This is a genomic window from Sphaerimonospora thailandensis (genome assembly GCF_016863115.1).
In the GTDB taxonomy this organism is placed as follows: Bacteria; Actinomycetota; Actinomycetes; order Streptosporangiales; family Streptosporangiaceae; genus Sphaerimonospora; species Sphaerimonospora cavernae.
The window spans coordinates 1-21,029 of sequence record NZ_BOOG01000003.1 but is presented as its reverse complement, the minus strand read 5'-3'; the positions used below and the strand labels follow the sequence as shown (position 1 = coordinate 21,029).

Genomic DNA, 21,029 nt, shown 5'->3' with positions numbered 1-21,029 from the left:
GATCGTCACGGCAAGCGGGTGATCACCGCTGAAGGCCGCCCGTCCCGGTCGCTTTCGGGGCCGGGACGGGCGGGGAAACGGCAGATCAGCCGGTGATCGAGGTGATGAAGTCCGGGTTGGCGCTCAGCCACTCGTCCACGGCCTTCTCCTCCTCACCCTCCTTGTGGGTGTTGAGGATCACGTCCTCCAGGGTGCCGAGCTGCTCGTCGGTCAGGGTGAACTTCTTCAGCCAGCCGGCCACTTCGGGGAAGTCGGTGCTGAAGCCCTTGGGGCCGATCGCGTGGATCTCCTCGGCCGCCCCCATCAGGCCCTTGGGGTCTTCGAGGTCCCGGACCGGGAACTTGGCATAGGCCCAGTGCGGACGCCACAGGGTGACCGCGATCGGCTTCTTGGCGTCGGTGGCCTTCTTCAGCTCGGCCAGCATCGCCGCGGTGGACGACTTCAGCAGCTTGAAGTCGCCGTCCAGCCCGTAGCCGGGCATGGCCTCCTTCTCGGTGACCCGGGTCAGACCGGCGCCCGGCTCGATGCCCACGATCTTCCCGTCCAGTTCACCGGCCTTGGACTTGAGGTCCCCGATGGTCTTGACGTCCGACATGTAGTCGGGCACCGCCAGGGTGAGCTTGGCGTTGTCGTACCAGACCTGCAGGTCCTCCAGCTTGTCGCCGTACTTCTCCATGTAGTCGGCGTGGGTGATGGGCTGCCAGGAGTCGAAGAACAGGTCGATGTCGCCCTTGGCCAGGCCGGCGTAGAGCGGCGCCACGTCGGGGTTGACCAACTTGACCTCGTAGCCCTTGGTCTCGAGGATCTTCTTCCAGAGGTGGGTGACGACGATGTCCTCGTCCCAGGGGATCCACCCGATCGTGATGGACTTCTTGGCGGCGGCGGTGGGAGTGCTGTCGCCCGTCGAGGCGGCTTCGGTCGACTCACCGCCGTTGCCACACGCTGTGGCGAGCACCGCGAGGGAAACGGTGGCAGCGATTATGGTCAGGAGGCGTCGGGGGCCTCTGACGGTTCGCACAGTGGGGGTCCTTCCTATTGATACTGCTCCTGCGGGTGACGCGTTCAGGCGTGCTGGGCGGCCTTCTCCGCGCGAGCAACGGCGGAGCGGGCGCCCAGACCGGCGGTCACGCGGTCGAGGTAGATGGCGAGGATGACCACGGCGAGGCCGCCCTCGAAGCCGCTGGCGATATTCAGCCGGGTGATGCCCTCGTAGACGACTCCGCCGAGTCCGCCCGCACCGACCATTCCGGCGATGACCACCATCGACAGGGCGAGCATGATGACCTGGTTGACCCCGGCCATGATGGACGGCATCGCGAGGGGAATCTGCACCCGGCTCAGCACCTGCCGGGGTGGCGCGCCGAAGGCGTCGCCGGCCTCCACCATCTCGGGGTTCACCTGCCGGATGCCGAGTTCGGTCAGGCGCACGCCGGGCGGCATGGCGAAGATGATCGTGGCGACGATGCCGGGTACGACCCCGATGCTGAACAGCATCACGGCGGGGATCAGGTAGACGAAGGCCGGCATCGTCTGCATGAAGTCGAGTATCGGCCGGACGATCGTGCTGAAGGTGTCGTTCCTGGCGGTCAGCACGCCGAGGGGGAATGCGATCACCCCGGTCACCAGGCTGGCCGCCAGGACCAGCGCCAGGCTGGACATCGCCGCCTCCCATTGGCCCATGGAGTCGATCAGCACCAGCATGACCAGTGAGATCAGGCCGAACCGCCAGCCGCGCAGCCACCAGCCGAGGCCCGCCATCGCGGCGATCGTGACCAGAGTGGGCGGAGCGAGGAGTAGCCAGACCAAGGCCGAAACCCCGCTGTCGAGGACCTTCTCCACCCAGTCGAACACGGGCGCGAGATTCTCGGTCAGCCAGTCCACGCCGCTCTCGAACGCGTCGCCCACTGGGATCCGGGGAAGCCAGTCGTCAGCCAAGGGACACCTCTCGCTCTTGTCCGGTCTGGCACCCCGCGAGCGCGTTGAGCAGCGTCTCCCGGGGGATCACGCCGAGCAGCTCGCCGCCGTCGCCCACGACGGCCAGCGGGACCGGGCTCTGCGCGGCGGGGACGAGCAGCTCCGCGAGTGGGGCCCGGGCGGATACGGTGGTCTCCTTGTCCAGGGTCAGTGCCTCACCGGGCGGGAGCATGATGGCCTGCGCGGTGAGGACCGCACTTCGGTCGACGTCCCGCACGAACCGGGCGACATAGTCGTCGGCGGGGTCGGTGAGGATCTCCTGTGGGGTGCCGATCTGCACGATCCGCCCCTCCCGCATCACGGCGATGCGATCGCCGATGCGCATGGCCTCCGCCAGGTCGTGGGTGATGAACACGATGGTCTTGTCCAGACTCCGCTGGAGGCTCAGCAGCTGGTCCTGCATGTCGCGGCGGATCAGCGGGTCCAGGGCGCTGAACGCCTCGTCCATCAGCAGGATGCCGGTCTCGGCGGCCAGCGCGCGGGCCAGGCCGACCCGCTGGCGCATCCCGCCGGACAGCTCGCCCGGCAGGCGGTCCGCCCAGTCCGTCAGGCCGACCAGGCCGAGAAACTCGCGGGCCTTGGCCAGCCGCTCCGCCTTCGGGACTCCGCGCGCCTCCAGGGCGTAGGCCGCGTTCTCCACCACGCTGCGGTGGGGGAACAGGGCGAAGTTCTGGAAGACCATGCTCACCGCGCGCTGCCGGAGGTTGCGCAGCTTCTTGGCTCCCAGTGAGGTGATCTCTTCCCCGGAGACATGGACACGGCCCGATGTGGGAGTGCACAGGCCGTTTAACATCCGGAGCAGAGTGGACTTTCCGGACCCGGAAAGCCCCATGATGACGAATATCTCTCCTGGTTGCACATCGAACGTGGCATCGAGCACGGCAGGCGTGGCTCCGGCGGCTCGGATGTCCTCGGCGGAAGCCCCTGTGAAGATCAGGCGAGCGACCTGTCCGGGTTTCCTCGAGAAAATCTTGCTGACTCCCTCGGCGCGTATTTCTGGCACGTGGTTGTTGCGCCTTGCGGCGTGTCCTCCCCTGAGTGAAATCGGTTCGGGCCGAGATTTCGAGGATAGTCAGAGGAGCTTGACGTGCCAGGGGCGTCCCAGAGCCGGGGGTCACGAGACGGTGGCGGGGAGGCAAAGACCGCCGTGACCTGGAGGTGATAGGTGCGTCGGTCCAGAGCTCGCTTCGGTGTGTGACCTATATCACAGAAATAAATTCCATGTTGATTTTTCGCTGTCTTCGTGTATATAGGCATGTCGTGGAGGTGGAGCGGTCCACCCGCGGGACACACGGCATGCTCTGCCCGGATTCGCCGGGTCATCTCAGCTGACGCATGGGGAATGAACCGGGGATGAGTTCGCCGGCTGACTTCCAGAACGAGATCTACCTGAACGGGTTGGGCGACGTGCGACCGGAGTTGCCCACCGACCTCACCGTGCTGGAGCGGCTCGCGGGGGAGCGGATCGCCCCGGCCGCGTACGGCTACGTGGCGGGGGCGGCGGGCACCGAGTCGACGGCCCGCGCGAACCGGGAGGCGTTCGAGCGCAGGCGGCTCGTGCCGCGCATGCTGCGCGACGTCGCCGTACGGGACCTGTCGGTGCGGCTTTTCGGGCAGACGTTGCCGGTCCCGGTGCTGCTCGCGCCGATCGGCGTCCTGGCGATCATGCATCCCGACGGGGACCTCGCCGTGGCACGTGCCGCCGCGGACCTGGGCGTGCCGCTCGTGGTGAGCACGGCGGCCTCCCACTCCATGGAGCAGGCCGCCGAGGCGAACGCCGGCGGCCTTCGGTGGTTCCAGCTCTACTGGTCGAGTGATCGGGACGTGGTGTTGAGCTTCCTGACGCGGGCGTCCGCCGCCGGGTATACGACGCTCGTCGTCACGCTGGACACGCACACACTCGGCTGGCGGCCACGCGACCTCGATCTGGCGTACCTGCCGTTCCTGCGCGGCATCGGCGTGACCAACTACTTCACCGACCCGGCGTTCCAGCGGGCCGTCGGCAGCCCGTTCGATGGCGACGGAGCCGACCGGGAGGCCGCCATCATGCGCTGGGCCGGCACGTTCGGCGATCCCTCGCTCACCTGGGACGACCTGGATTTCCTGCGTGAGCACTGGGACGGGCCGATCGTGCTCAAGGGCATCCAGCATCCGGACGACGCGCGGCGGGCCGTGGACGCGGGTATGGACGGCGTCGTCGTGTCCAACCACGGCGGCAGGCAGGTCGACGGCGCGATCGGCTCGCTCGACGCGCTGCCCAGGGTGGCCGCGGCCGTCGGAGACCGGATCACCGTGCTGTTCGACAGTGGCATACGCACGGGCACCGACGTGATCAAGGCGCTTGCGCTGGGTGCGAAGGCCGTCATGCTGGGCCGTCCGTACGCCTACGGCCTCGGCCTGGCGGGAGAGGCCGGGGTGCGGCACGTGATCCGCTGCCTGCTGGCCGAGTTGGAGATCGCGATGGCACTGGTCGGCGTCACCTGCCCGGCCGAGATCACCCCCGAGTTGCTCGCTTCGGCCTGAGCATTACGGGAGAACGGACCGTACCGCCTCGGGAGAGCGGCCGACCACCGCCGTCCCGTCGTCGGCCGTGATGATCGGTCGTTGGATCAGGGAGGGGTGCGCGGCCAGGGTCTCGATCCACCGCGCGCGGTCCGCCTGCTCGCGCGGCCACGACGCCATGTCGAGATCGACCGCCGGTGGCTCGCCGAGACGGGTGATGTCCCAGGGCTCCAGCTTGAGCCGGTCCAGCGCGTCCTCGATCTCCTGGACGCTCGGCGGCTCCTCCAGGTAGTACCGAATGGTGTAGTTCGCGCCCTCGGCGTCCAGGAGCGTCAGCGCGGACCGGCACTTCGAACAGGCCGGGTTGATCCAGATCTCCATACGTCCATTGTCTCCTCAGCCGCCGCCCCCGAGGCCCAGGGTGGAGACCAACACGGCCAACACGAGCACCACAGCCGCCCGGCACACTCCCGTGATCTTGCGAATTCTCGCAAAGAAGCCCCTTGACCTGCTCAGATCAGTCTCGTGATCTTGCAGATGCTCGCAAGCAGGCCTCCTGACGTGCCCTTACGCGTTTCGTGATCTTGCAGTTGGGCGCGAGATGCAAGATCATGAAGGATGTTTTCGCTGGTGGGAGGGAGGGGTTGCGAGAAACTGCAAGATCACGAAGTGTGAAGTGCCTGCTCGCGGCACCTGCGTGCGAGTATTCGCAAGATCACGGCGGGTTGGGGGGATCACGGGGGTTGGGGGGATCACGGGGGCGTGGCCTATGAGGGGATCAGGCCTGTCTGGTGGCGGGCTGCAGAGGATCGTGGCCCACGGTCATCATGGCGTGCCGCCACTCCGCGTCCTCGACGGAGCGAGGCTCGGCCTGGTGGTCCCGGACATAGCGGATCACCCTCCGCATGACGTCGAGATCGTCATCGGTGAGATCGACCTTGCGCTTGCCCAGCACGTGCAGCACACCCCGGCCCAGGCCGGGCAGATTCAGATCCGGGTCGGCCCCGAAGCCCTCCTCGCCCGAGGAATGGGTGAGCAGCCAGGTGCGCAGCTCCTCCGAGGTCATGTTCACCACCCCGTGGAACTCCTGCCAGAGCCGCTCCAGATCACGGTCGAATCGATCGGACATCGGGGCCCTCCTCCGGATGCGACGGCGGATCAACCCGCCGCCATACCCGGACCGCTCACCGGCAAACCCGCTGCGGGCAGCGCGGAGAGTACGGCCAGGCCGGCCCGGGCCCGGTCCCGCTGAGTGAGACGTGAGGCCGGGGTTAACCTGGGAATATGGATGTCGCCGACGGGACATATCACCTGGGGCCGCAGTCCGGCCGGCTCCTCGTCAGGACGAGCCGGACGGGGCTGGGCGCCAAGGCCGGTCACGACCTCGTCATCGAGGTCACGCGCTGGGACGGGGAGGCCGTGGTCGACGCCGGCGACCCGGCGGCCTCCTCGCTGACGGTGCAGGCCGAGGCCGGCTCGCTCGAGGTCCGGGAGGGCACCGGGGGCGTGAAACCGCTCACCGACTCCGACCGCCGGGAGATCGAGAAGAACATCCGGGAGAAGGTCCTCCACACCGGGGAGCACCCGACGATCGCCTTCCGGTCGACCCGCTTCGACGGTGCTCCGGAGTCGTTCCGGGTGGAAGGCGATCTCACGATGGTCGGGGTGACCCGTCCGGTGACCCTGGACTGCCGGTTCGCCGACGGCCGGGTCCAGGGGACGGCGACGATCACCCAGAGCCGATGGGGGATCAAGCCCTATTCGGCGTTCTTCGGCGCGCTCAAGCTCAGCGACGACGTCGAGGTGCGGTTCGACGTCGGACTGGCCGCTGAGCCCTCGACGTCATGAGGACTGGGCCTCGGCGTTCTGGGCTTCGACCTGGGCCAGCATGACGTTCTCGCCTGCCGTCCAGCCGCCGTCGACGGCCAGTTCCGCGCCGGTCACGTACGACGAGTCGGCGGAGATGAGGAAGGAGATCGCCTCGCCGATCTCCTCCGGCACGCCGACGCGGCCGAGGGCGGCGAGAGGGAACAGGCCCTCTCCCAGCTGGGTGACCTCGGCGGTCATCGGCGTGTAGGTCATGCCGGGATGAATCGAGTTGACCCGGATGCGGTAGCGGCCGAGCTCGACGGATGCGATCTTCGTGAGGCCGCGCACGCCCCATTTGGAGGCCCCGTAAGCAGACGTGAACGGCAGGGCGGTCAGGCCCGCCGCCGACGAGATGTTGACGATCGAGCCGCCGCCGGCCGCCTTCATCGGCTCGATGACGGCCTTGATCCCGAGGAAGACGCCGGTCAGGTTAATCTTGAGCACCCGTTCGAAGTATTCGAGGCTCTCGTTCTCGATCAGGCTGTTGCAGGCGACCCCGGCATTGTTGACCAGGCCGTCGATCCTGCCGTAGGCGCCTGTCACAGTCTCGACGACCGAGGCCCAGCCGGCCTCGCTGGTCACGTCGTGCTGGACGAACAGCCCGCCGAGAGCGTCGGCGGTCTTACGGCCGTCCTCCTCCAGGAGATCAGCGATCACCACCTTCGCGCCGTCTCGGGCCATGCGGGCGGCCGCCGCGGCTCCGATGCCGCGTGCGCCGCCGGTCACGATGACTACCTTGTCCTGCAGACCGGACATCTTGCTTCCCTGACTGTTCGATTGCCTGCTGATTGGAACCTGCTGACGCCTCAGCGCGATGCCTCGAAACGACGCGTCAAGCCGACGCCCCAGCCGGTACGGTGCCCAGCACGGCCGGGGCGAGGCGGGCGCGCTGCCAGGCGGCGTCGCCGAACAGCTGGGCGGCGGAGTGGGCACGCTTGAAGTACAGGTGGGCGTCGTGCTCCCAGGTGAATCCGATGCCGCCGTGGAGCTGGATGGTCTCGGCCGCCACGGTCGAGAACGCCTCCGCGCAGTACGCCTGCGCGGTCGTGGCGCGTACACCGGCGTCGGGCGCGTCCTCGGCGAGCGCGCGTGCGGCGTCGTAGCTGAGCGACCGGGCGGACTCCACGAGCACGTAGAGGTCCGCCAGCCGGTGCTTGATCGCCTGGAACGAGCCGATCGGCCTGCCGAACTGCTCCCGCGTCCTGACGTAGTCGAGTGTGATCTCCAGGCAGCGCTGCGCGCCGCCGAGCTGCTCGGCGCTGAGCGCGGTGGCGGCCACCGCGAGCAGCCGGTCCAGGACGCGGTCCCCGTCGGCGGACAGCAGCCGCGCGGGGGCGGCTTCGAAGATCACCCGGGCCTGGGGGCGGGTCCGGTCGAGCGTGGTCAGCGGCTCCACCCGTACGCCCGCCGCGGACGGCTCGACGGCGTAGACGGCGAGATCGCCGTCCTCCGTCCGGGCGGGCACGATGAACAGATCGGCGCGGGCGCCGTCGAGCACGTGCTCCTTCACCCCGGTGAGGGTGACACCGGTGGGTCCGCCGGCTTCGGCGCGGGCGCCGATCGCGGCCGGATCCCAGGGTCCGTGCGGTGCGGAAGCTCCGTTCTCGGCCCAGGCCAGCGCACCGACGCGGCTGCCGTCGGCGAGGTCGGGCAGCGCCTCGACCGCCCCGCACGCGAGCAGCGCCTGGGTGGCCAGGACCGCCGAGCCCAGATAGGGCACGGCGGCGAGGGTCCGGCCCAGCTCCTCGCACACCACGTGGGTCTCGGCCAGGGTGCAGCCCGCTCCGCCGTGTTCCTCCGGTACGGCGAGGCCGGCGGCGCCCACCTGCTCGGCGAGCAGCGCCCACGCGGCTTCGTCGTAGCCGGGCTCGGCGTCCGGCGCCGGCCGCGCCGGAGGGTTGCGCTCCAGCAGGGCGCGCACCGTACGGCGCAGCTCCTCCTGCTCGTCCATGCTGATCAAAACAGTCTCCTCGGTCGGGGTTTCGGCTCGCTCGCTCGCGACGTGCGGCTACGACTGCTCCATGTCGTCGGGGCCCCAGTGGGCCTCCATGCGGGAGATCTTGCCGTGCTCGTCGAAGGTCATGACGTCGATCACCCGGATGCGCCTGGCCGCGCCCTCCAAGGCGAGTTCGACGGTGAACGCCATCGCGGCGCGGTCGCCGTGCGAACCCCGGATCGGGGTGTCCAGGCTGAGCTTGGCGCCGGTCTTGACGCCCCCCTCGTAGAACGCGCGGATCGCGTCCCGGCCCTCGTGCGGGGGCGTGCCGTAGGGGTCGACGATGACGGCGTCGTCGGCGAAGAGCGCGATGATCGCCTCGGCGTCACCGGCGTTCCAGGCGTCGATGTAACCCTGGAGCGCTTCCTTGGGAGTGGGCATGTCGGGTTCCTCCTTGGTCTTCACAGGGTCGGCCCGCTGCCGATGGGATGCACTCGCGGTGCGAGTACGACTGCCCATCAGGCCGAGGCTAGGGCCGGACCACGCGGGGTGGATCGCACGTCCCGGTCATCGGGAGGACTCCCGGGGGGTGGGACGCCCTGATAGTTTCTAACAATCGTTTGGTAGAGTAAACCCTGTGAATCAGGACGAGACGTTCAGGGCCGAGGGGTTCAGAGCCGAGGTGCGCGCCTGGCTGGAGGACAACCTCTCGGGCGAGTTCGCGCACGCCCGCGGGCTGGGCGGCCCCGGCCGTGAGCACGAGGCGTTCGACATCCGGCTCGCCTGGGAGCGGCACATGGCCGCCGCGGGCTGGACCTGCGTCGGCTGGCCCAAGGAGCATGGCGGGCGCGGCGCGAGCGTCGAGCAGCAGGTCATCTTCCACGAAGAGTACGCCCTCGCCGACGCGCCGGCACGGGTGAACCATATCGGGGAGAACCTGCTCGGCCCGACGATCATCGCGTTCGGCACCGACGAGCAGCGCGCACGCTTCCTGCCGCCGATCGTGGCGGTCGAGGAGCTGTGGTGCCAGGGCTACTCGGAGCCCAACGCCGGCTCCGACCTGGCCAACGTGCAGACCCGTGCCGAGCTCGACGGCGACCGATGGCGGATCAGCGGGCAGAAGGTGTGGACCTCTCTCGCGCTCGAGGCCGACTGGAGCTTCGTGGTGTGCCGCACCGAGCCCGGGTCCGCCCGTCACCGCGGGCTGTCCTACCTGCTCGTGCCGATGCGGCAGGACGGGGTGGAGATCCGCCCGATCGTGCAGATGACCGGCACGAGCGAGTTCAACGAGGTCTTCTTCGACGACGCGGTCACCGACGCGGGCGACATCGTGGGCGCACCCGGCGACGGCTGGAAGATCGCCATGGCCACCCTCGGGTTCGAACGCGGCGTGGCCACCCTCGGCCAGCAGGTCGGCTTCCGCCGCGAGCTCGAGGGGGTCATCGATCTCGCCCGCCGGACCGGCGCGATCGACGACCCGCTGCTGCGCGACCGGCTGGTCCGGTCCTGGATCGGGCTGGAGGCCATGCGGTCGAACGCGGTCCGTTCCATGGCGGGCATCGCGGCGGGGGCCCCGGGCCCCGAGTCGTCGATCTCCAAGCTCGTCTGGGGCATCTGGCATCGGGAGCTGGGCGAGCTGGCGATGGACGTGCTCGGCGCGGCCGGCATGATCGCCGATGGCGGGCCGTACGACCTGAACGACTGGCAGCGGCTCTATCTGTTCACCCGATCCGACACGATCTACGCGGGCTCCAACGAGATCCAGCGCAACATCATCTCCGAGCGGGTGCTGGGCCTGCCCCGCGAGGCCCGCTGACCCGGCTCACGGCACATCGGACCCCGGAATCGAAGGGCCGGCCCCAGGTGGGGCCGGCCCTTCGTGCCATCCGCGCCCGACGGGTTTCCACGCGGCCGGTTCCCGCTCACCGGGAAACCCCTTATTTCGAATCGGGACATCTCGCCTAGCGTGCTCACGACGACCCGTGCGCTAGGGACACGACCTAGAGGCGTAGCAGCGAGGAGCGAACGAACATGACCGAGCAGGAGGTCCTCGAGGCCGTGCGCGGCCTCATTCCCGCGATCAGGGAGCGGGCCGCCGAGGCCGAGGAGGCCCGCCGGATCCCGGACTCCACCGTGAAGGAGCTGGCCGAGGCCGGGTTCTTCCGGCTGCTGCAGCCCAGGCGCTACGGCGGCTTCGAGGCCGACCCCGTGACGTTCTACACGGCGGTCAAGGAGATCGCCGCCGCCTGCGGGTCCACCGGCTGGATCGCCTCGGTCCTCGGCGTGCACCCGTGGCAGCTCGGGCTGTTCCCGGTCCAGGCGCAGGAGGACGTCTGGGGCGAGACCCCCAACGCGCGGATCTCGTCCTCCTACGCGCCCACCGGCAAGATCACGCCCGTGGAGGGCGGCTTCCGGGTCAGCGGGCGCTGGAGCTTCTCCTCCGGCTGCGACCACGCCGACTGGGTGTTCCTCGGCGGCCTGATCACCGGGCCGGACGGCGCCCCGGTCGACATGCGGACCTTCCTGCTGCCGCGCTCGGACTACCGGATCGACGACGTGTGGAACGTCATCGGCCTGAGCGGCACCGGCAGCAACGACATCGTGGTCGAGGACGCCTTCGTGCCGGAGCACCGCACGCTGAGCTTCTCCCTCACCTCCGTGTGCGACTGCCCCGGCAACGAGGTCAACACCGCCGCGCTGTACCGGCTGCCGTTCGCCGCCGTGTTCAGCACCACGATCAGCACGCCGATCGTCGGCATGGCCCAGGGCGCGCTGGACGCGTACGTGAAGTACACCAAGCAGCGCATCAGCGTCTCGTACGGGAACAAGGTGGCGGAGGACCCGCACGCCCAGGTGCGTATCGCCACCGCGTCGAGTGAGATCGACGCCGCCTGGGCGCTGATGGAGCGCAACATCAGCGAGCTGCTGCGGCACGCCGAGGCCGGGCAGGAGCTCCCGTTCGAACTGCGACTGCGCACCCGCCGTGACCAGGTCCTCGCCACCCAGCGGTGCATCAAGGCCGTCGACATGCTGTTCGAGAGCGCAGGCGGCCGCGCTCTCGCGCACGGCAACCCCATCCAGCGCGGCTGGCGGGACGCGCACGCGGGCCGGGTCCACGCCGTCAACGACCCGGAGCGCGCGCTGACCATGTACGGCAAGGGCCTTCTCGGCTTCCCGGTCGCCGACAACATGATCTGACGCCCTGTCCGAGATCCCCACCAGGAGTAACTGCCATGATTCACTCTCTCGGTTACCTGCGGTTCGAGACCGCGAAGCTCGACGAGTGGCGCGCCTTCGCCACCGAGGTGCTCGGCCTGGTCGCCACCACCGGTCCGCGCGAGGACGCGCTGTACCTGCGGATGGACGAGCACGCCTCCCGGTTCACGTTCCTGCCCGGCGAGACCGACCGGCTGCTCGCGACCGGCTGGGAGGCGCCCAACCGGGCCGCCTTCCGCGAGGTCGTCGCGCGCCTCGAGGCCGCCGGCCACGAAGTCACGCCCGGCACGGCCGAGGAGGCCGTGGACCGCCGGGTCGAGGAACTGGCCCACGTGGACGACCCGAACGGCAACCACCTGGAGATCTACTACAACCCGGTGCTGGACCACAGCCCCGTGGTCACCACGCACGGCCAGCGGTTCATCACCGACGACCTGGGGCTCGGCCACGTGGTCGTCTCGGCGTCCGACATCGAGGCGTCCTTCACCTTCTACACCGAGGTGCTCGGCTTCCGGCACCGCGACTCGATGCGGTTCCCCGCGGCGACGTTCGGCGGCCCCGAAGGCGCGATGAACTGGGTGCGCTTTCTTGGCTGCAACCCCCGTCACCACAGCCTGGGGCTGTGCGAGGTTCCGATGCCCGCCGCGATCTTCCACTTCATGCTGGAGATGGAGGAGCTCGACGACGTGGGCCGCGGCCTGGACCGGTTCAACGCGCGGAAGATCCCGGTGCTGCAGTCGCTGGGCCGGCACACCAACGACAAGATGGTCTCCTTCTACGCCGCCACTCCCGGCGGGTTCCAGGTGGAGTACGGCACCGGCGCGATCCGGGTCGACGACGCCACCTGGTCGGTCAAGGAGATCACCGAGGACGCCTACTGGGGTCACGCCTACAACGCGTGATCGGCGGCCCGGCGCAGCTCGGTGAGCAGTCCGTCGGTCTGGGCCTGCGGCCGTACGGCGATCCGCAGGTGGTCGGGGCCCAGACCGGGGAAGGTGTCGGCCCGGCGGACCGCGATCCCGGCCGCGCGCAGCCGCTCGCGGACCTTCAGCCCGCCGGGCAGGCGGACGAGCACGAACGAGGCCGACGACGGCGCGGCGACCTCGATTCGTCGTTCGGCCAGTCCGGCCAGGCCGGCCAGTTCGGCCAGGCCGGCCAGCAGATGGGCGCGGTGCTCGCCGAGCAGCACCGCCGCCCGCTCGGCCTCGGCCAGCGCGGCGGGGGAGCAGCAGGCGACCAGCGCGGCCAGCGCCGGGCTGGACACCGACCACAGCGGCTGCGCCCGCGCCAGCGTGCGGACCATCGCCGGTTCCGCCAGCAGGTAGCCCACGCGCAGCCCGGCCAGCCCCCACGTCTTGGTCAGGCTGCGGAGCACGACGAGGCCGGGGAGGTCCCGCCGCCCCGCGAGGCTGCCGCGCTCGCCGGGGACGGTGTCGATGAACGCCTCGTCCACGACGAGGATCCGGCCCGGCCGGGCCAGCCGCGCCAGATCGGCGGGATCGTGCAGCACACCCGTGGGGTTGGTCGGATTGCCGAGCACGACCAGGTCGGCGTCGGCGGGGATCAGGTTGGGCCGAAGGCCGTACGGCTCCGGCAGCACCACCCGCTCGACGTCGTGCCCGGCCGTGCGCAGCGCCGCCTCGGGCTCGGTGAACGACGGATGCACGCACACCGCGCGGCGTGGCCGCAGCGCCCGGGCGAGCAGCACGAACGCCTCGGCCGCGCCCGCGACGGGCAGGACCTCCTCGGCGGGCCGGCCGTGCCGGGCGGCCACCGCGGCGGTCGCGGCGGCCGGGTCCGGGTAGCGGCCGAGCGTGCCGAGCGCGTCTACGAGCACGGCGCGCAGCCACTCCGGCGGCGCGGCCAGGCGCACGTTGACGGCGAAGTCGAGCATGCCCGGCGCGACCTCGGCGTCGCCGTGGTGCCGCAGGTCGTAGTCGTTCACGGGGTCGTTCAAGGGGTCGTTCACGGGTGCAATCATGCGTGAGCGTGCACGTGGGCCGGGTCGTCGGGGTGATGGTTCGGGTCGTCGGGGTGGTGGTGCGGGTGCTGGGCGGCGCCGACGCGGTGTTCGTGGCCCGGCATCGCGATCCGGTAGACGCACGTGTCGCAGTTCATCCTGATGTCGCCGCTCCGGGCCTCCAGGAACCGCTCGAGCACCAGGTCGGCGAGCCCGGCAACCGGCCCGATGACGCCGGCGCAGCGGACCTCGACCTCGGGACGATCGGCGGCCCAGGCCCGCGCCTGCTCCGCCGTACGGGCGGGCAGCACGCCGTTGAACAGGAAGTACGGCAGGACGACGACGCGCCGCGCGCCGAGCAGGCGGGCCCGTTCCAGCGCGGCGGGCACGCCGGGGGCGGCGAGGCTGATGAACGCGGGCTCCACCCCGGCCAGGCCCCGGCCCTCCCACAGCAGCCGGGCCACCTTGGCGTGCTCGGCGTTGGCGTCCGGGTCGGTCGAGCCCCGGCCGACCAGGATCACCGTCGTGTCCGCCCGCTCGGCCACGTCCAGTACGGCGCCCAGCCGCTCGTCCAGCAGGTCGAGCAGGGTGGGGTGCGGCCCGAGCGGCCGGCCGTACGCGTAGCCGAGCCGGGGATGGCGGGCGACCTCCCGATGGAGCGCGGCCGGGATGTCGCCCTTGGCGTGACCGGCCGCGGCCAGGACGAGCGGGACGACGCCGAGCCGGTCGTGCCCGTTGCCGACCAGTTCGGCGACCGCGTCCTTCAACGGCGGCGGCGACAGCTCGATGAACCCGCCCGCGACGGGCACCGGCGCCCGCCGCGCCACGAGTTCGACGAGCTGGTGGAAATCGCGTACCCCGGCGGTGTCCCGGGTGCCGTGCCCCACCATCAGCAGGCCGTTCGGCGCGCTGTTGTTCAGACCGTTCCGCTGGCCGTTCAAGAATCCTCCGCGTAGAGCAGTGCGTTGACGGCGGCGGCGGCGACCGCCGAGCCGCCCTTCTCGCTGACGTTGCTGACGGCGGGCAGCCCCGACTCCCGGAGCGCCTGCTTGGACTCGACCGCGCCGACGAACCCGACCGGCAGCCCGACGACGAGCGCGGGCCGGGCGTCCAGGCGCAGCAGCTGCTCCAGCGCGGTCGGCGCGTTGCCGACGGCCCAGACCGCGCCCGGCCCGACCTCGTCGTACGCCAGCCGGATGGCGGCCGCGCTGCGGGTCAGCCCGCCATGACCGGCGGCGTGCGCGGCGGCATGCGGGGCGACATGGCGCACCCGGCAGATCGGGGTCACGGACGTGATGCCCGCCGCGACCATCTCCGCGTCGGTGACGACCGGAGCTCCCGCGCGCAGCGCGGCCGCGGCGGCGCGCAGATGCTCCTCGGCCGACACCACCAGATCGTCGAGGTAGCCGACGTCGGCGCTGGAGTGGATGACCCGCTCGACGACCGCCCGGGTCAGCGGCGGCAGGTGCGCGGTGTCCACCCGCGAGCGGAGGATTTCGTACGACAGCGTCTCGATGGGATGCACCACCCTCATCGCGGCACCTCCGTCGGCGTCGGTGTCGGTGTCCGCATCGGCGTCCACGTCGGAGTCCGCCCCTCGATTCCCGTCTCGGTGATGGCGTCGACGGGGCAGACCTCGACGCACTCGCCGCACCCGCTGCACCGGTCAGCGAGCACGACCAGCGTCCCGTCGTCCGCTCCCGGCCGGATCGCGTGCTCGGGGCAGGTGAGCAGACAGGCGCCGCAGCCCTGACAGGCGGCGGTGACCGCGAACGGCGCGGCGGCGACCGCGTACGGCGGATGGGCGGATGTCAGCGTTGCCATGAGTACCCCCTTGGAGTGACGAAGCGGCCGGCGACGACGTGGCTGTGCGTCGAGCCGACGATCACGATGCTGCGCATGCCGACCGGTTCGACGTCGAAGCCGCCGAGCGTGGACAGCGTGACGGTCTGCCCGGGACGGGCGGCGTCGGTGACCACGCCGACGGGCGTGGCGGGGGAGCGCCGCTCGGCGAGGATGCCCAGCGCTCGGGAAAGGTGCCGGTCGCGCCCCCGCGAGCGGGGGTTGTAGAAAGCGACGACCAGGTCGGCCTCGGCGGCGGCGCGCACCCGCCGCTCGATCGCCTCCCACGGCGTGTGCAGGTCCGACAGGCTGATCGCGCAGTGGTCGTGGCCGAGCGGCGCGCCGAGCAGCGCGGCCCCGGCCAGCATGGCGGTCACCCCCGGCACCCCGGCCACGTCGAACGTGCCGTCCGCGAACTCCAGCGCCGGGGCGGCCATCGCGTACACACCGGCGTCGCCGCTGCCGACCAGCGCGACCGCGTGCCCCTCGCGGGCCAGCCGTACGGCGGTGCGCGCCCGCTCCTCCTCGGCGCCGAGCCCGCTCTCGATCACTCGGGTGCCGGGCCGCAGCAGGTCCCGGATCTGCGCGACGTACTGGTCCAGCCCCACGACGTGGCCGCTTCGGCGCAGTTCGGCGACCGCGCGCGGGGTGAGCAGGTCGCGGGCGCCGGGACCGAGGCCGACGATCGCCAGCCTGCCCCGGGGCCGCAGGCGGGCGACGGCCACCGTCGCCATCGCCGACTTGCGTTTCGGCGCGACCAGTTCGCCGCCCGCACCGGCCTCGGCGAGCGCCGCCGCCTCCGCGACGCTGGGGGTGCCGACCGCGTTCCGCACGACCTCGCTCGGGTTCGGCACGTGGATCCGGGCGAGCCGGTCGGCGGGATGGGTGATGAGCGGCACGCCGAGCGCGCGGGCCGCCTCGACGATGCCCGGCTCGCCGGCCTTCACGTCGACCGTGGCGAGCCGGGCGACCGAGCCCGGCGCGAGCCCGGCGTCGCCGAGCGCGCGCGAGACGAGCGTGAGGATCTCCTCGGCCGGAGCGCCGCCGCTGGCGCCCACGCCGATCACGAGGCTCGGCGGGCGGACCACGACCGTCGGCCGCGACCGCCCCGCGCCGATCCGATCGCTGACGACGACCCGGGGAGCGGGTGGAACGACCTCCTCGACGGGGGCGGCTTCGACGGTGACCGGCAGCGGCGGCAGCGGCCAGGTGGCGTCGGCCGCCAGCGTGACCTCCTCTCCGTCGAGCATGGCGCGGGTCACGGCGGCCACGTCTCCCTCGACCGGCCAGCCGATTTCGTCGAGTGGCCCGGTGCCGGACGCGTCGGTCGCGGTGGTGATCACGGGTGTCGCGCCGAGCGCGTCGGCGACGCGGCGCGCGAGCCGGTTGGCGCCTCCGGCGTGCCCGCCCACGAGGGCGACCGCGAACCGGTTCGCCTCGTCGACGCAGACCACGCCGGGGTCGGTGCGCTTGTCGCCCAGCAGCGGGGCGAGCAGCCGTACCGTCGCGCCCACCGCCAGGAAGCAGACGATCTCATCGCACTCGCGCCACGCCTGGGCGAGATCCGCCACCGCGTAGACGCGCACGTCCCGCTCCGCGGTGGCCTCAGCCAGGCGCCCGGCGGCGGTACGGCCCGCCCTGGTGGCGGTGACCAGGCCCAATGTCGTCGTCGCGTCAGAAGTCGTCAACGATGCCCCCACACGAGGAAGACGGGATTGACGGCGGCCAGCCTGGTGGCGCCGCCGGGAAGGTCGGCGAACCTGCCCGCGTTGATCGCGACCCCGCCGACGTCGTACGACGCGGCGCGCAACGCGTCGCGTGCGGCCGCGACCCGGTCGAGCGCGGCCAGCGCGACCACCACCGACCGCGCCCCGCGCCCGGCCGCGGCGGCGACCGTCTCCGGGCCGCCGCCGCCCACGAAGACGGCGTCGGGGTCGGGCAGGGCGGCCAGGCACGCGGGGGCCGCCGCCCGGACGACGAAGATCTCCACGCCGTGCGCCGCCGCGTTGCGGCCCGCCCGCGCGCACTGGTCCGCGTCGTGGTCGGCGGCGATCACTGCCGCGCCGAACCTGGCGCACTCGACGGCGACAGAACCGCTGCCGCAGCCGACGTCCCAGACCAGGTCGCCGACGCCGGGGCCCAGATGGGCGAGGGCGAGCGCACGCACCTCCGCCTTGCTGATCATGCCGTCGCGGTGTTCGAACGACGTCTCGGGCAGTGCCCACCGGTACGGCACCCGCCGCCGGGGCCAGGACCACCCGCGTGCCGCGTCGACCTCGGCGGCCAGCACCAGCACGACGTTGGGGTCGGCCCACTCCCGGGTGGCCGCCTGCTCCGGCGTGCACTCGGTGACGCGCTCCTCGGAGGTCCCCAGCAGTTCGGCGACGACCATCCGCCGGGAAACGCCCGCGGACGCGGTGGCCAATCCGGCGCCGATCTCGGCGGGCCCGGCGCCCGGCGCCGTCAGCACGGCCACCTTGGGCAGGGCGCGGCAGGCGTTCACGGCCCGGCGCAACTCCCGCCCGTGCGCGCTGACCACGTCCGCGTCGTCCCAGCTCAGCCCGATCGACGCGAACGCCGCGGCCACCGACGACACCGCCGGCGCGACCTCGACGTCGAGGCCCCGCTCGCGCAGCAGGCGCACGATCCCGAAGAACCCGGGATCGCCGGAGGCCAGCACGACGGCCGGCCCGGCGTGCTCGCGCACGGCCGCGATGCCCGCGCCGACGTCGCCGAGCACGTGCCGGGCGGCATGCGGCGGGACCGGCACGGCGGCCAGGTGCCGGGCGGCGCCCACCACCAGCGTCGCCTCGGCGAGCCGCCGCGCCGCCCACGGGAGCGGCGGCCGCCCGTCGGCGTCGACGCCGATGACGGTCACCGGGGGCGCCCCCGTCATGGGGCGGCCGCTTCGCTCGATGCGACGGCGGCCCGGCCGTCGGGGTCGACCATCACGACCGACGCGGTGATCACGCCGTCGGTGAACGCCTCGAGCACGCCTTTGACGCGGCGGCACAGCACCCGCCCGGCCGGTCCGAGCAGGCCGGCCGCCTCCCACAGCTCGTACGCGTGCCGGGCCGTGTTGGCGCCGGCCGTGGCCTCGACCAGCCCGGCGTCGCCGCCGACCTCCCGCGTGATGCCCGCGAGCAACCCACGATCTATCTTCGACCGGGTGTAGTGCGTCATGAGAACGCCGGCCGCGAGCTTGGTGAGCTTGCCGGCCATGCCGACGAACAGGACCTCGCGCAGGCCCTCGTCGACGGCCCGGCGCAGCGCCGCCCCGGTGAAGTCGCCGACCTCGACGAAGCACACCTCGGGCAGGTCCGGCCGCAGCCGCATCGCGGCGTTCTCGGTGCGGCCGCCGGTGGACAGCACGAGCGTCCGCTCGCCCTGTGCGGCCATCACACTGATCGCCTGCACCACCGACGAGCGCCACGACTCGGTCGAGAAGGGGCGGACGACGCCGGTGGTGCCGAGGATCGAGATCCCGCCGAGGATTCCCAGCCGGGCGTTGGTGGTCTTGCGGGCCATCCGCTCGCCCTCGGGCACGCTGATGACCACGCGGACGCCGCGTTCGGCGAGATCGACGACCTCCGCGACGGCCTGGGTGATCTGCGCGCGCGGCACCGGATTGATGGCCGGGCCGCCGACCTCCAGCCCGAGGCCGGGCTTGGTGACCACGCCGACGCCGATGCCGCCGTCCAGCTCGATGCCCGTCCGGTCCCGCCAGGACACGGTCGCGGTCAGGTGCGCGCCGTCGGTGGCGTCGGGGTCGTCGCCCGCGTCCTTGACGACGACGGCGATCGCCCGGTCGGCGCGGATCTCGTACGACTCGACCGGCAGCGTCACCCGGTCGCCCGTCGGCAGCGGCGTGTCCACGTCCGCCGGGGTCCGGCCCGAGGTGAGCGCGATGCTCGCGGCCTTGGCCGCCGCCGCGCCGCAGGTGCCCGTGGTCCATCCGGTGCGCAGCGCCCGCTTGCGCACCCGCATCGTGCGCGGCAGGTCCGGCTCGCGCAGCTCCGGTAGCTCGCTCATCGCTCGCCTTCGCGTGGCGTGCCGCGCAGCGCCCGCCGGGCGGCGCGGTCGGGCCGGCGGTGCCCGTGGAAGTGCCCGGGATGGTAGAGGTGCGAGCGGGTGCCGGACGCGCCGAGGGCGGGCCCCACGAGCACCAGCGTCTGCTTCCACAGCCTGCTCGCCCGCATGGTCGACGCCAGCTCGTCGAGCCGGCAGCGCAGGACCAGCTCGTCCTCCCAGGTGACCCGGTGGCCCACGACGCACGGCGTCTCGGGCGGATAGCCGCCGGCCAGCAGCTCCTGCTGGAGCCGTACGGCACGGGCCGCCGACAGGAACAGCGCCATCGTCGTGCCGTGCGCGGCGAACCCCCGGACGGTCTCCCCGGGCGGCATCGGCGTCTTGCCGCCCTCCAGCCGGGTGAGCACCACCGACTGCGCGACCTCGGGAATCGTGAGCTCGCGCCGGACGGCGGCGGCGACCGCGGTGAAGCTGGACACCCCGGGCACGATCTCGGTCGCCAGGCCCAGCGCGGCACACCGGTCGAGCTGCTCCTGGACCGCGCCCCACAGGGCGGGGTCGCCGGAGTGCACCCGGGCCACCCGCAGCCCGTCCCTGGCGGCCTCCTCGTACAGCGCGACGACGTCCTCCAGCGGCACCGCCGCCGAGTCGACGACGCGGGCGCCGGGGCGGGCGTGGTCCAGCACGCCGGGATGCACGAGGCTGGAGGCCCACACGACCACGTCGGCCCGGCCGATGGCGGCCGCCCCGCGCAGCGTGAGCAGGTCGGCGGCGCCGGGCCCCGCCCCAACGAAGACCACCTCGCCCGTCACAGCCGGGCCGTCCTCCCGTTCGCCGGTCACAGCCGGGCTGTGCTCCCGTTCGCCGGTCACAGCCTGCCTCCCCGTCCCGTCCTGCGGCGGGTCACCAGCAGCGAGGACAGGTACGGCCCGGCCGCCGAGGGGTCGAGACCGGCGGCGGGCCGCACCTCCTCGTCCGGCAGGCCGAGCGCGGCGCCGTAGACGGCGTCGGCGAGCCGCCCGGCGTCACCGACCGCGGCGAGCACCTCGGGCAGCATGCGTCCTCCCTTGTAGGCGACGACCGTGTCGTGGGTGTCGAGGGCGTGGCGCAGCGGCTCGACCCCCGCGGTCAGCGGCATGAGGGCGAGCGACTCACGGCCCTCGACGAGGACCGTGCCGCTCGTCGCCGCCAGCGCCTGCATGGCGGTGATCCCGGGCACGGTCTCGACGCGCAGCCCGGGCACCAGCTCCCGGACCGTCTCGGCGAGGTAGGTGAACGTGCTGTAGACGTTGGGGTCGCCGATGGTCGCGAACGCCACCGTGCGGGCGCCGTTCGCGAAGGCCTCGGCGGTGGCGGCCCCGGCCGCGTCCCAGGCCGCGTCGCGCCGGGCCTCCTCGGTGAGCGCGAACACGAGCCGCCGCACCCTGTCCCCTGAACCTCCGGGGCCTCCTGAACCTTCGGCAAGGTGCGCGCGGACCACGCGTTCGGCGCGGCCCTCCTCGCCCTCCTTTACGGGGACCATCACGACGTCGGCCGTACGCAGCACCCGCACCGCCTTCACCGTCACCAGGTCGGGATCGCCGGGGCCGACGCCCACGCCGATCAGCACCGGGCCCCCGACCACCGGGCCCCCGACCACCGGGCCCCCGACCACCGGGCCCCCGACCACCGGGCCCCCGACCACCGGGCCCCCGACCACCG

22 protein-coding genes are annotated in these 21,029 nt (G+C 72.1%); 5 read left to right on the top strand and 17 right to left on the bottom strand.

The window, feature by feature from the left end; translation table 11 throughout:
• Nucleotides 1–85 precede the first annotated feature (85 nt).
• From Mth01_RS00645 to Mth01_RS00635, 3 genes are all read right to left on the bottom strand, one after another.
• Entirely contained in the window at nt 86–955 is an 870-nt protein-coding gene (locus tag Mth01_RS00645) for a glycine betaine ABC transporter substrate-binding protein (RefSeq protein ID WP_239088909.1), read from the bottom strand.
• A 107-nt stretch (nt 956–1,062) separates the two neighbouring features.
• On the bottom strand, nt 1,063–1,935 hold the full coding sequence (locus tag Mth01_RS00640) for an ABC transporter permease (protein ID WP_239088907.1): 873 nt from the start codon (nt 1,933–1,935) through the stop codon (nt 1,063–1,065).
• Entirely contained in the window at nt 1,928–2,977 is a 1,050-nt protein-coding gene (locus tag Mth01_RS00635; RefSeq protein WP_204009663.1) for a quaternary amine ABC transporter ATP-binding protein, read from the bottom strand. The genes Mth01_RS00640 and Mth01_RS00635 overlap by 8 nt, the downstream gene beginning before the upstream one ends.
• A 350-nt stretch (nt 2,978–3,327) precedes the next feature.
• Here Mth01_RS00635 and Mth01_RS00630 point away from each other — a divergent pair, with 350 nt between their 5' ends.
• The gene (locus Mth01_RS00630) at nt 3,328–4,497 is read left to right on the top strand and encodes a lactate 2-monooxygenase (RefSeq protein ID WP_204009662.1); all 1,170 of its coding nucleotides are present in this window, start codon (nt 3,328–3,330) and stop codon (nt 4,495–4,497) included.
• A gap of 3 nt (nt 4,498–4,500) precedes the next feature.
• Here Mth01_RS00630 and Mth01_RS00625 read toward each other — a convergent pair whose 3' ends face one another.
• Both Mth01_RS00625 and Mth01_RS00620 read right to left on the bottom strand, forming a co-directional pair.
• The gene (locus Mth01_RS00625) at nt 4,501–4,857 is read right to left on the bottom strand and encodes an ArsC/Spx/MgsR family protein (RefSeq protein ID WP_204009660.1); all 357 of its coding nucleotides are present in this window, start codon (nt 4,855–4,857) and stop codon (nt 4,501–4,503) included.
• Between the two features lie 397 nt (nt 4,858–5,254).
• Nucleotides 5,255–5,605 (bottom strand): DUF3140 domain-containing protein, encoded by a 351-nt coding sequence (locus tag Mth01_RS00620; RefSeq protein ID WP_204009657.1) that lies wholly within the window; start codon nt 5,603–5,605, stop codon nt 5,255–5,257.
• Nucleotides 5,606–5,760: 155 nt separating this feature from the next.
• Between Mth01_RS00620 and Mth01_RS00615 the strand changes: the two genes are divergently transcribed.
• The gene (locus Mth01_RS00615) at nt 5,761–6,324 is read left to right on the top strand and encodes a YceI family protein (RefSeq protein ID WP_204009656.1); all 564 of its coding nucleotides are present in this window, start codon (nt 5,761–5,763) and stop codon (nt 6,322–6,324) included.
• Here Mth01_RS00615 and Mth01_RS00610 read toward each other — a convergent pair.
• The 3 genes from Mth01_RS00610 to Mth01_RS00600 all read right to left on the bottom strand — a co-directional run bounded on the left by Mth01_RS00610 (nt 6,319) and on the right by Mth01_RS00600 (nt 8,722).
• Entirely contained in the window at nt 6,319–7,101 is a 783-nt protein-coding gene (locus tag Mth01_RS00610) for a glucose 1-dehydrogenase (RefSeq protein ID WP_204009654.1), read from the bottom strand. The genes Mth01_RS00615 and Mth01_RS00610 overlap by 6 nt on opposite strands.
• Before the next feature lie 76 nt (nt 7,102–7,177).
• Nucleotides 7,178–8,296, bottom strand: a complete 1,119-nt coding sequence (locus tag Mth01_RS00605; RefSeq protein ID WP_204009891.1) for an acyl-CoA dehydrogenase family protein — start codon at nt 8,294–8,296, stop codon at nt 7,178–7,180.
• Nucleotides 8,297–8,353: 57 nt separating this feature from the next.
• A complete protein-coding gene (locus Mth01_RS00600; protein ID WP_204009652.1) occupies nt 8,354–8,722 on the bottom strand; it encodes an SgcJ/EcaC family oxidoreductase in 369 nt (122 codons plus the stop codon).
• 196 nt (nt 8,723–8,918) lie between these two features.
• Between Mth01_RS00600 and Mth01_RS00595 the strand changes: the two genes are divergently transcribed.
• The 3 genes from Mth01_RS00595 (at nt 8,919) to Mth01_RS00585 (ending at nt 12,399) form a co-directional block, all read left to right on the top strand.
• Nucleotides 8,919–10,097 carry an acyl-CoA dehydrogenase family protein gene (locus tag Mth01_RS00595; RefSeq protein ID WP_204009650.1) on the top strand — a complete coding sequence of 393 codons (1,179 nt, stop codon included), beginning with the start codon at nt 8,919–8,921 and terminating at the stop codon, nt 10,095–10,097.
• 215 nt (nt 10,098–10,312) lie between these two features.
• Entirely contained in the window at nt 10,313–11,479 is a 1,167-nt protein-coding gene (gene hsaA / locus Mth01_RS00590; protein WP_204009648.1) for a 3-hydroxy-9,10-secoandrosta-1,3,5(10)-triene-9,17-dione monooxygenase oxygenase subunit, read from the top strand.
• 35 nt (nt 11,480–11,514) lie between these two features.
• Nucleotides 11,515–12,399, top strand: a complete 885-nt coding sequence (locus tag Mth01_RS00585; RefSeq protein ID WP_204009647.1) for a VOC family protein — start codon at nt 11,515–11,517, stop codon at nt 12,397–12,399.
• On the opposite strand, the gene cobC is transcribed toward Mth01_RS00585, so the two are convergent.
• From cobC to cobI, 9 genes are read right to left on the bottom strand one after another with little or no spacing between them, the layout of a single operon-like run.
• The gene (gene cobC / locus Mth01_RS00580) at nt 12,387–13,466 is read right to left on the bottom strand and encodes an Rv2231c family pyridoxal phosphate-dependent protein CobC (RefSeq protein WP_275408868.1); all 1,080 of its coding nucleotides are present in this window, start codon (nt 13,464–13,466) and stop codon (nt 12,387–12,389) included. The two genes, Mth01_RS00585 and cobC, sit on opposite strands and share 13 nt — an antisense overlap.
• Nucleotides 13,467–13,474: 8 nt before the next feature.
• Nucleotides 13,475–14,398 carry a sirohydrochlorin chelatase gene (locus tag Mth01_RS00575; protein WP_239088906.1) on the bottom strand — a complete coding sequence of 308 codons (924 nt, stop codon included), beginning with the start codon at nt 14,396–14,398 and terminating at the stop codon, nt 13,475–13,477.
• Complete coding sequence (locus Mth01_RS00570; RefSeq protein ID WP_204009644.1) at nt 14,395–14,991, bottom strand: precorrin-8X methylmutase; 597 nt, start codon at nt 14,989–14,991, stop codon at nt 14,395–14,397. Before Mth01_RS00570 ends, Mth01_RS00575 begins: the two co-directional genes overlap by 4 nt.
• Nucleotides 14,988–15,281, bottom strand: a complete 294-nt coding sequence (locus tag Mth01_RS00565; RefSeq protein ID WP_204009642.1) for a 4Fe-4S binding protein — start codon at nt 15,279–15,281, stop codon at nt 14,988–14,990. Before Mth01_RS00565 ends, Mth01_RS00570 begins: the two co-directional genes overlap by 4 nt.
• Nucleotides 15,269–16,987: a precorrin-3B C(17)-methyltransferase gene (gene cobJ, locus Mth01_RS00560; RefSeq protein WP_204009640.1), complete on the bottom strand. Its 1,719-nt coding sequence runs from the start codon at nt 16,985–16,987 to the stop codon at nt 15,269–15,271. Before cobJ ends, Mth01_RS00565 begins: the two co-directional genes overlap by 13 nt.
• Entirely contained in the window at nt 16,984–18,195 is a 1,212-nt protein-coding gene (cbiE, locus tag Mth01_RS00555; protein WP_204009638.1) for a precorrin-6y C5,15-methyltransferase (decarboxylating) subunit CbiE, read from the bottom strand. Before cbiE ends, cobJ begins: the two co-directional genes overlap by 4 nt.
• On the bottom strand, nt 18,192–19,331 hold the full coding sequence (locus tag Mth01_RS00550) for a cobalt-precorrin-5B (C(1))-methyltransferase (RefSeq protein ID WP_239088903.1): 1,140 nt from the start codon (nt 19,329–19,331) through the stop codon (nt 18,192–18,194). Before Mth01_RS00550 ends, cbiE begins: the two co-directional genes overlap by 4 nt.
• Entirely contained in the window at nt 19,328–20,200 is an 873-nt protein-coding gene (cobM, locus tag Mth01_RS00545; protein WP_204009636.1) for a precorrin-4 C(11)-methyltransferase, read from the bottom strand. Before cobM ends, Mth01_RS00550 begins: the two co-directional genes overlap by 4 nt.
• Complete coding sequence (gene cobI / locus Mth01_RS00540; RefSeq protein ID WP_239088901.1) at nt 20,197–21,027, bottom strand: precorrin-2 C(20)-methyltransferase; 831 nt, start codon at nt 21,025–21,027, stop codon at nt 20,197–20,199. Before cobI ends, cobM begins: the two co-directional genes overlap by 4 nt.
• Between the last annotated feature and the right edge of the window lie 2 nt (nt 21,028–21,029).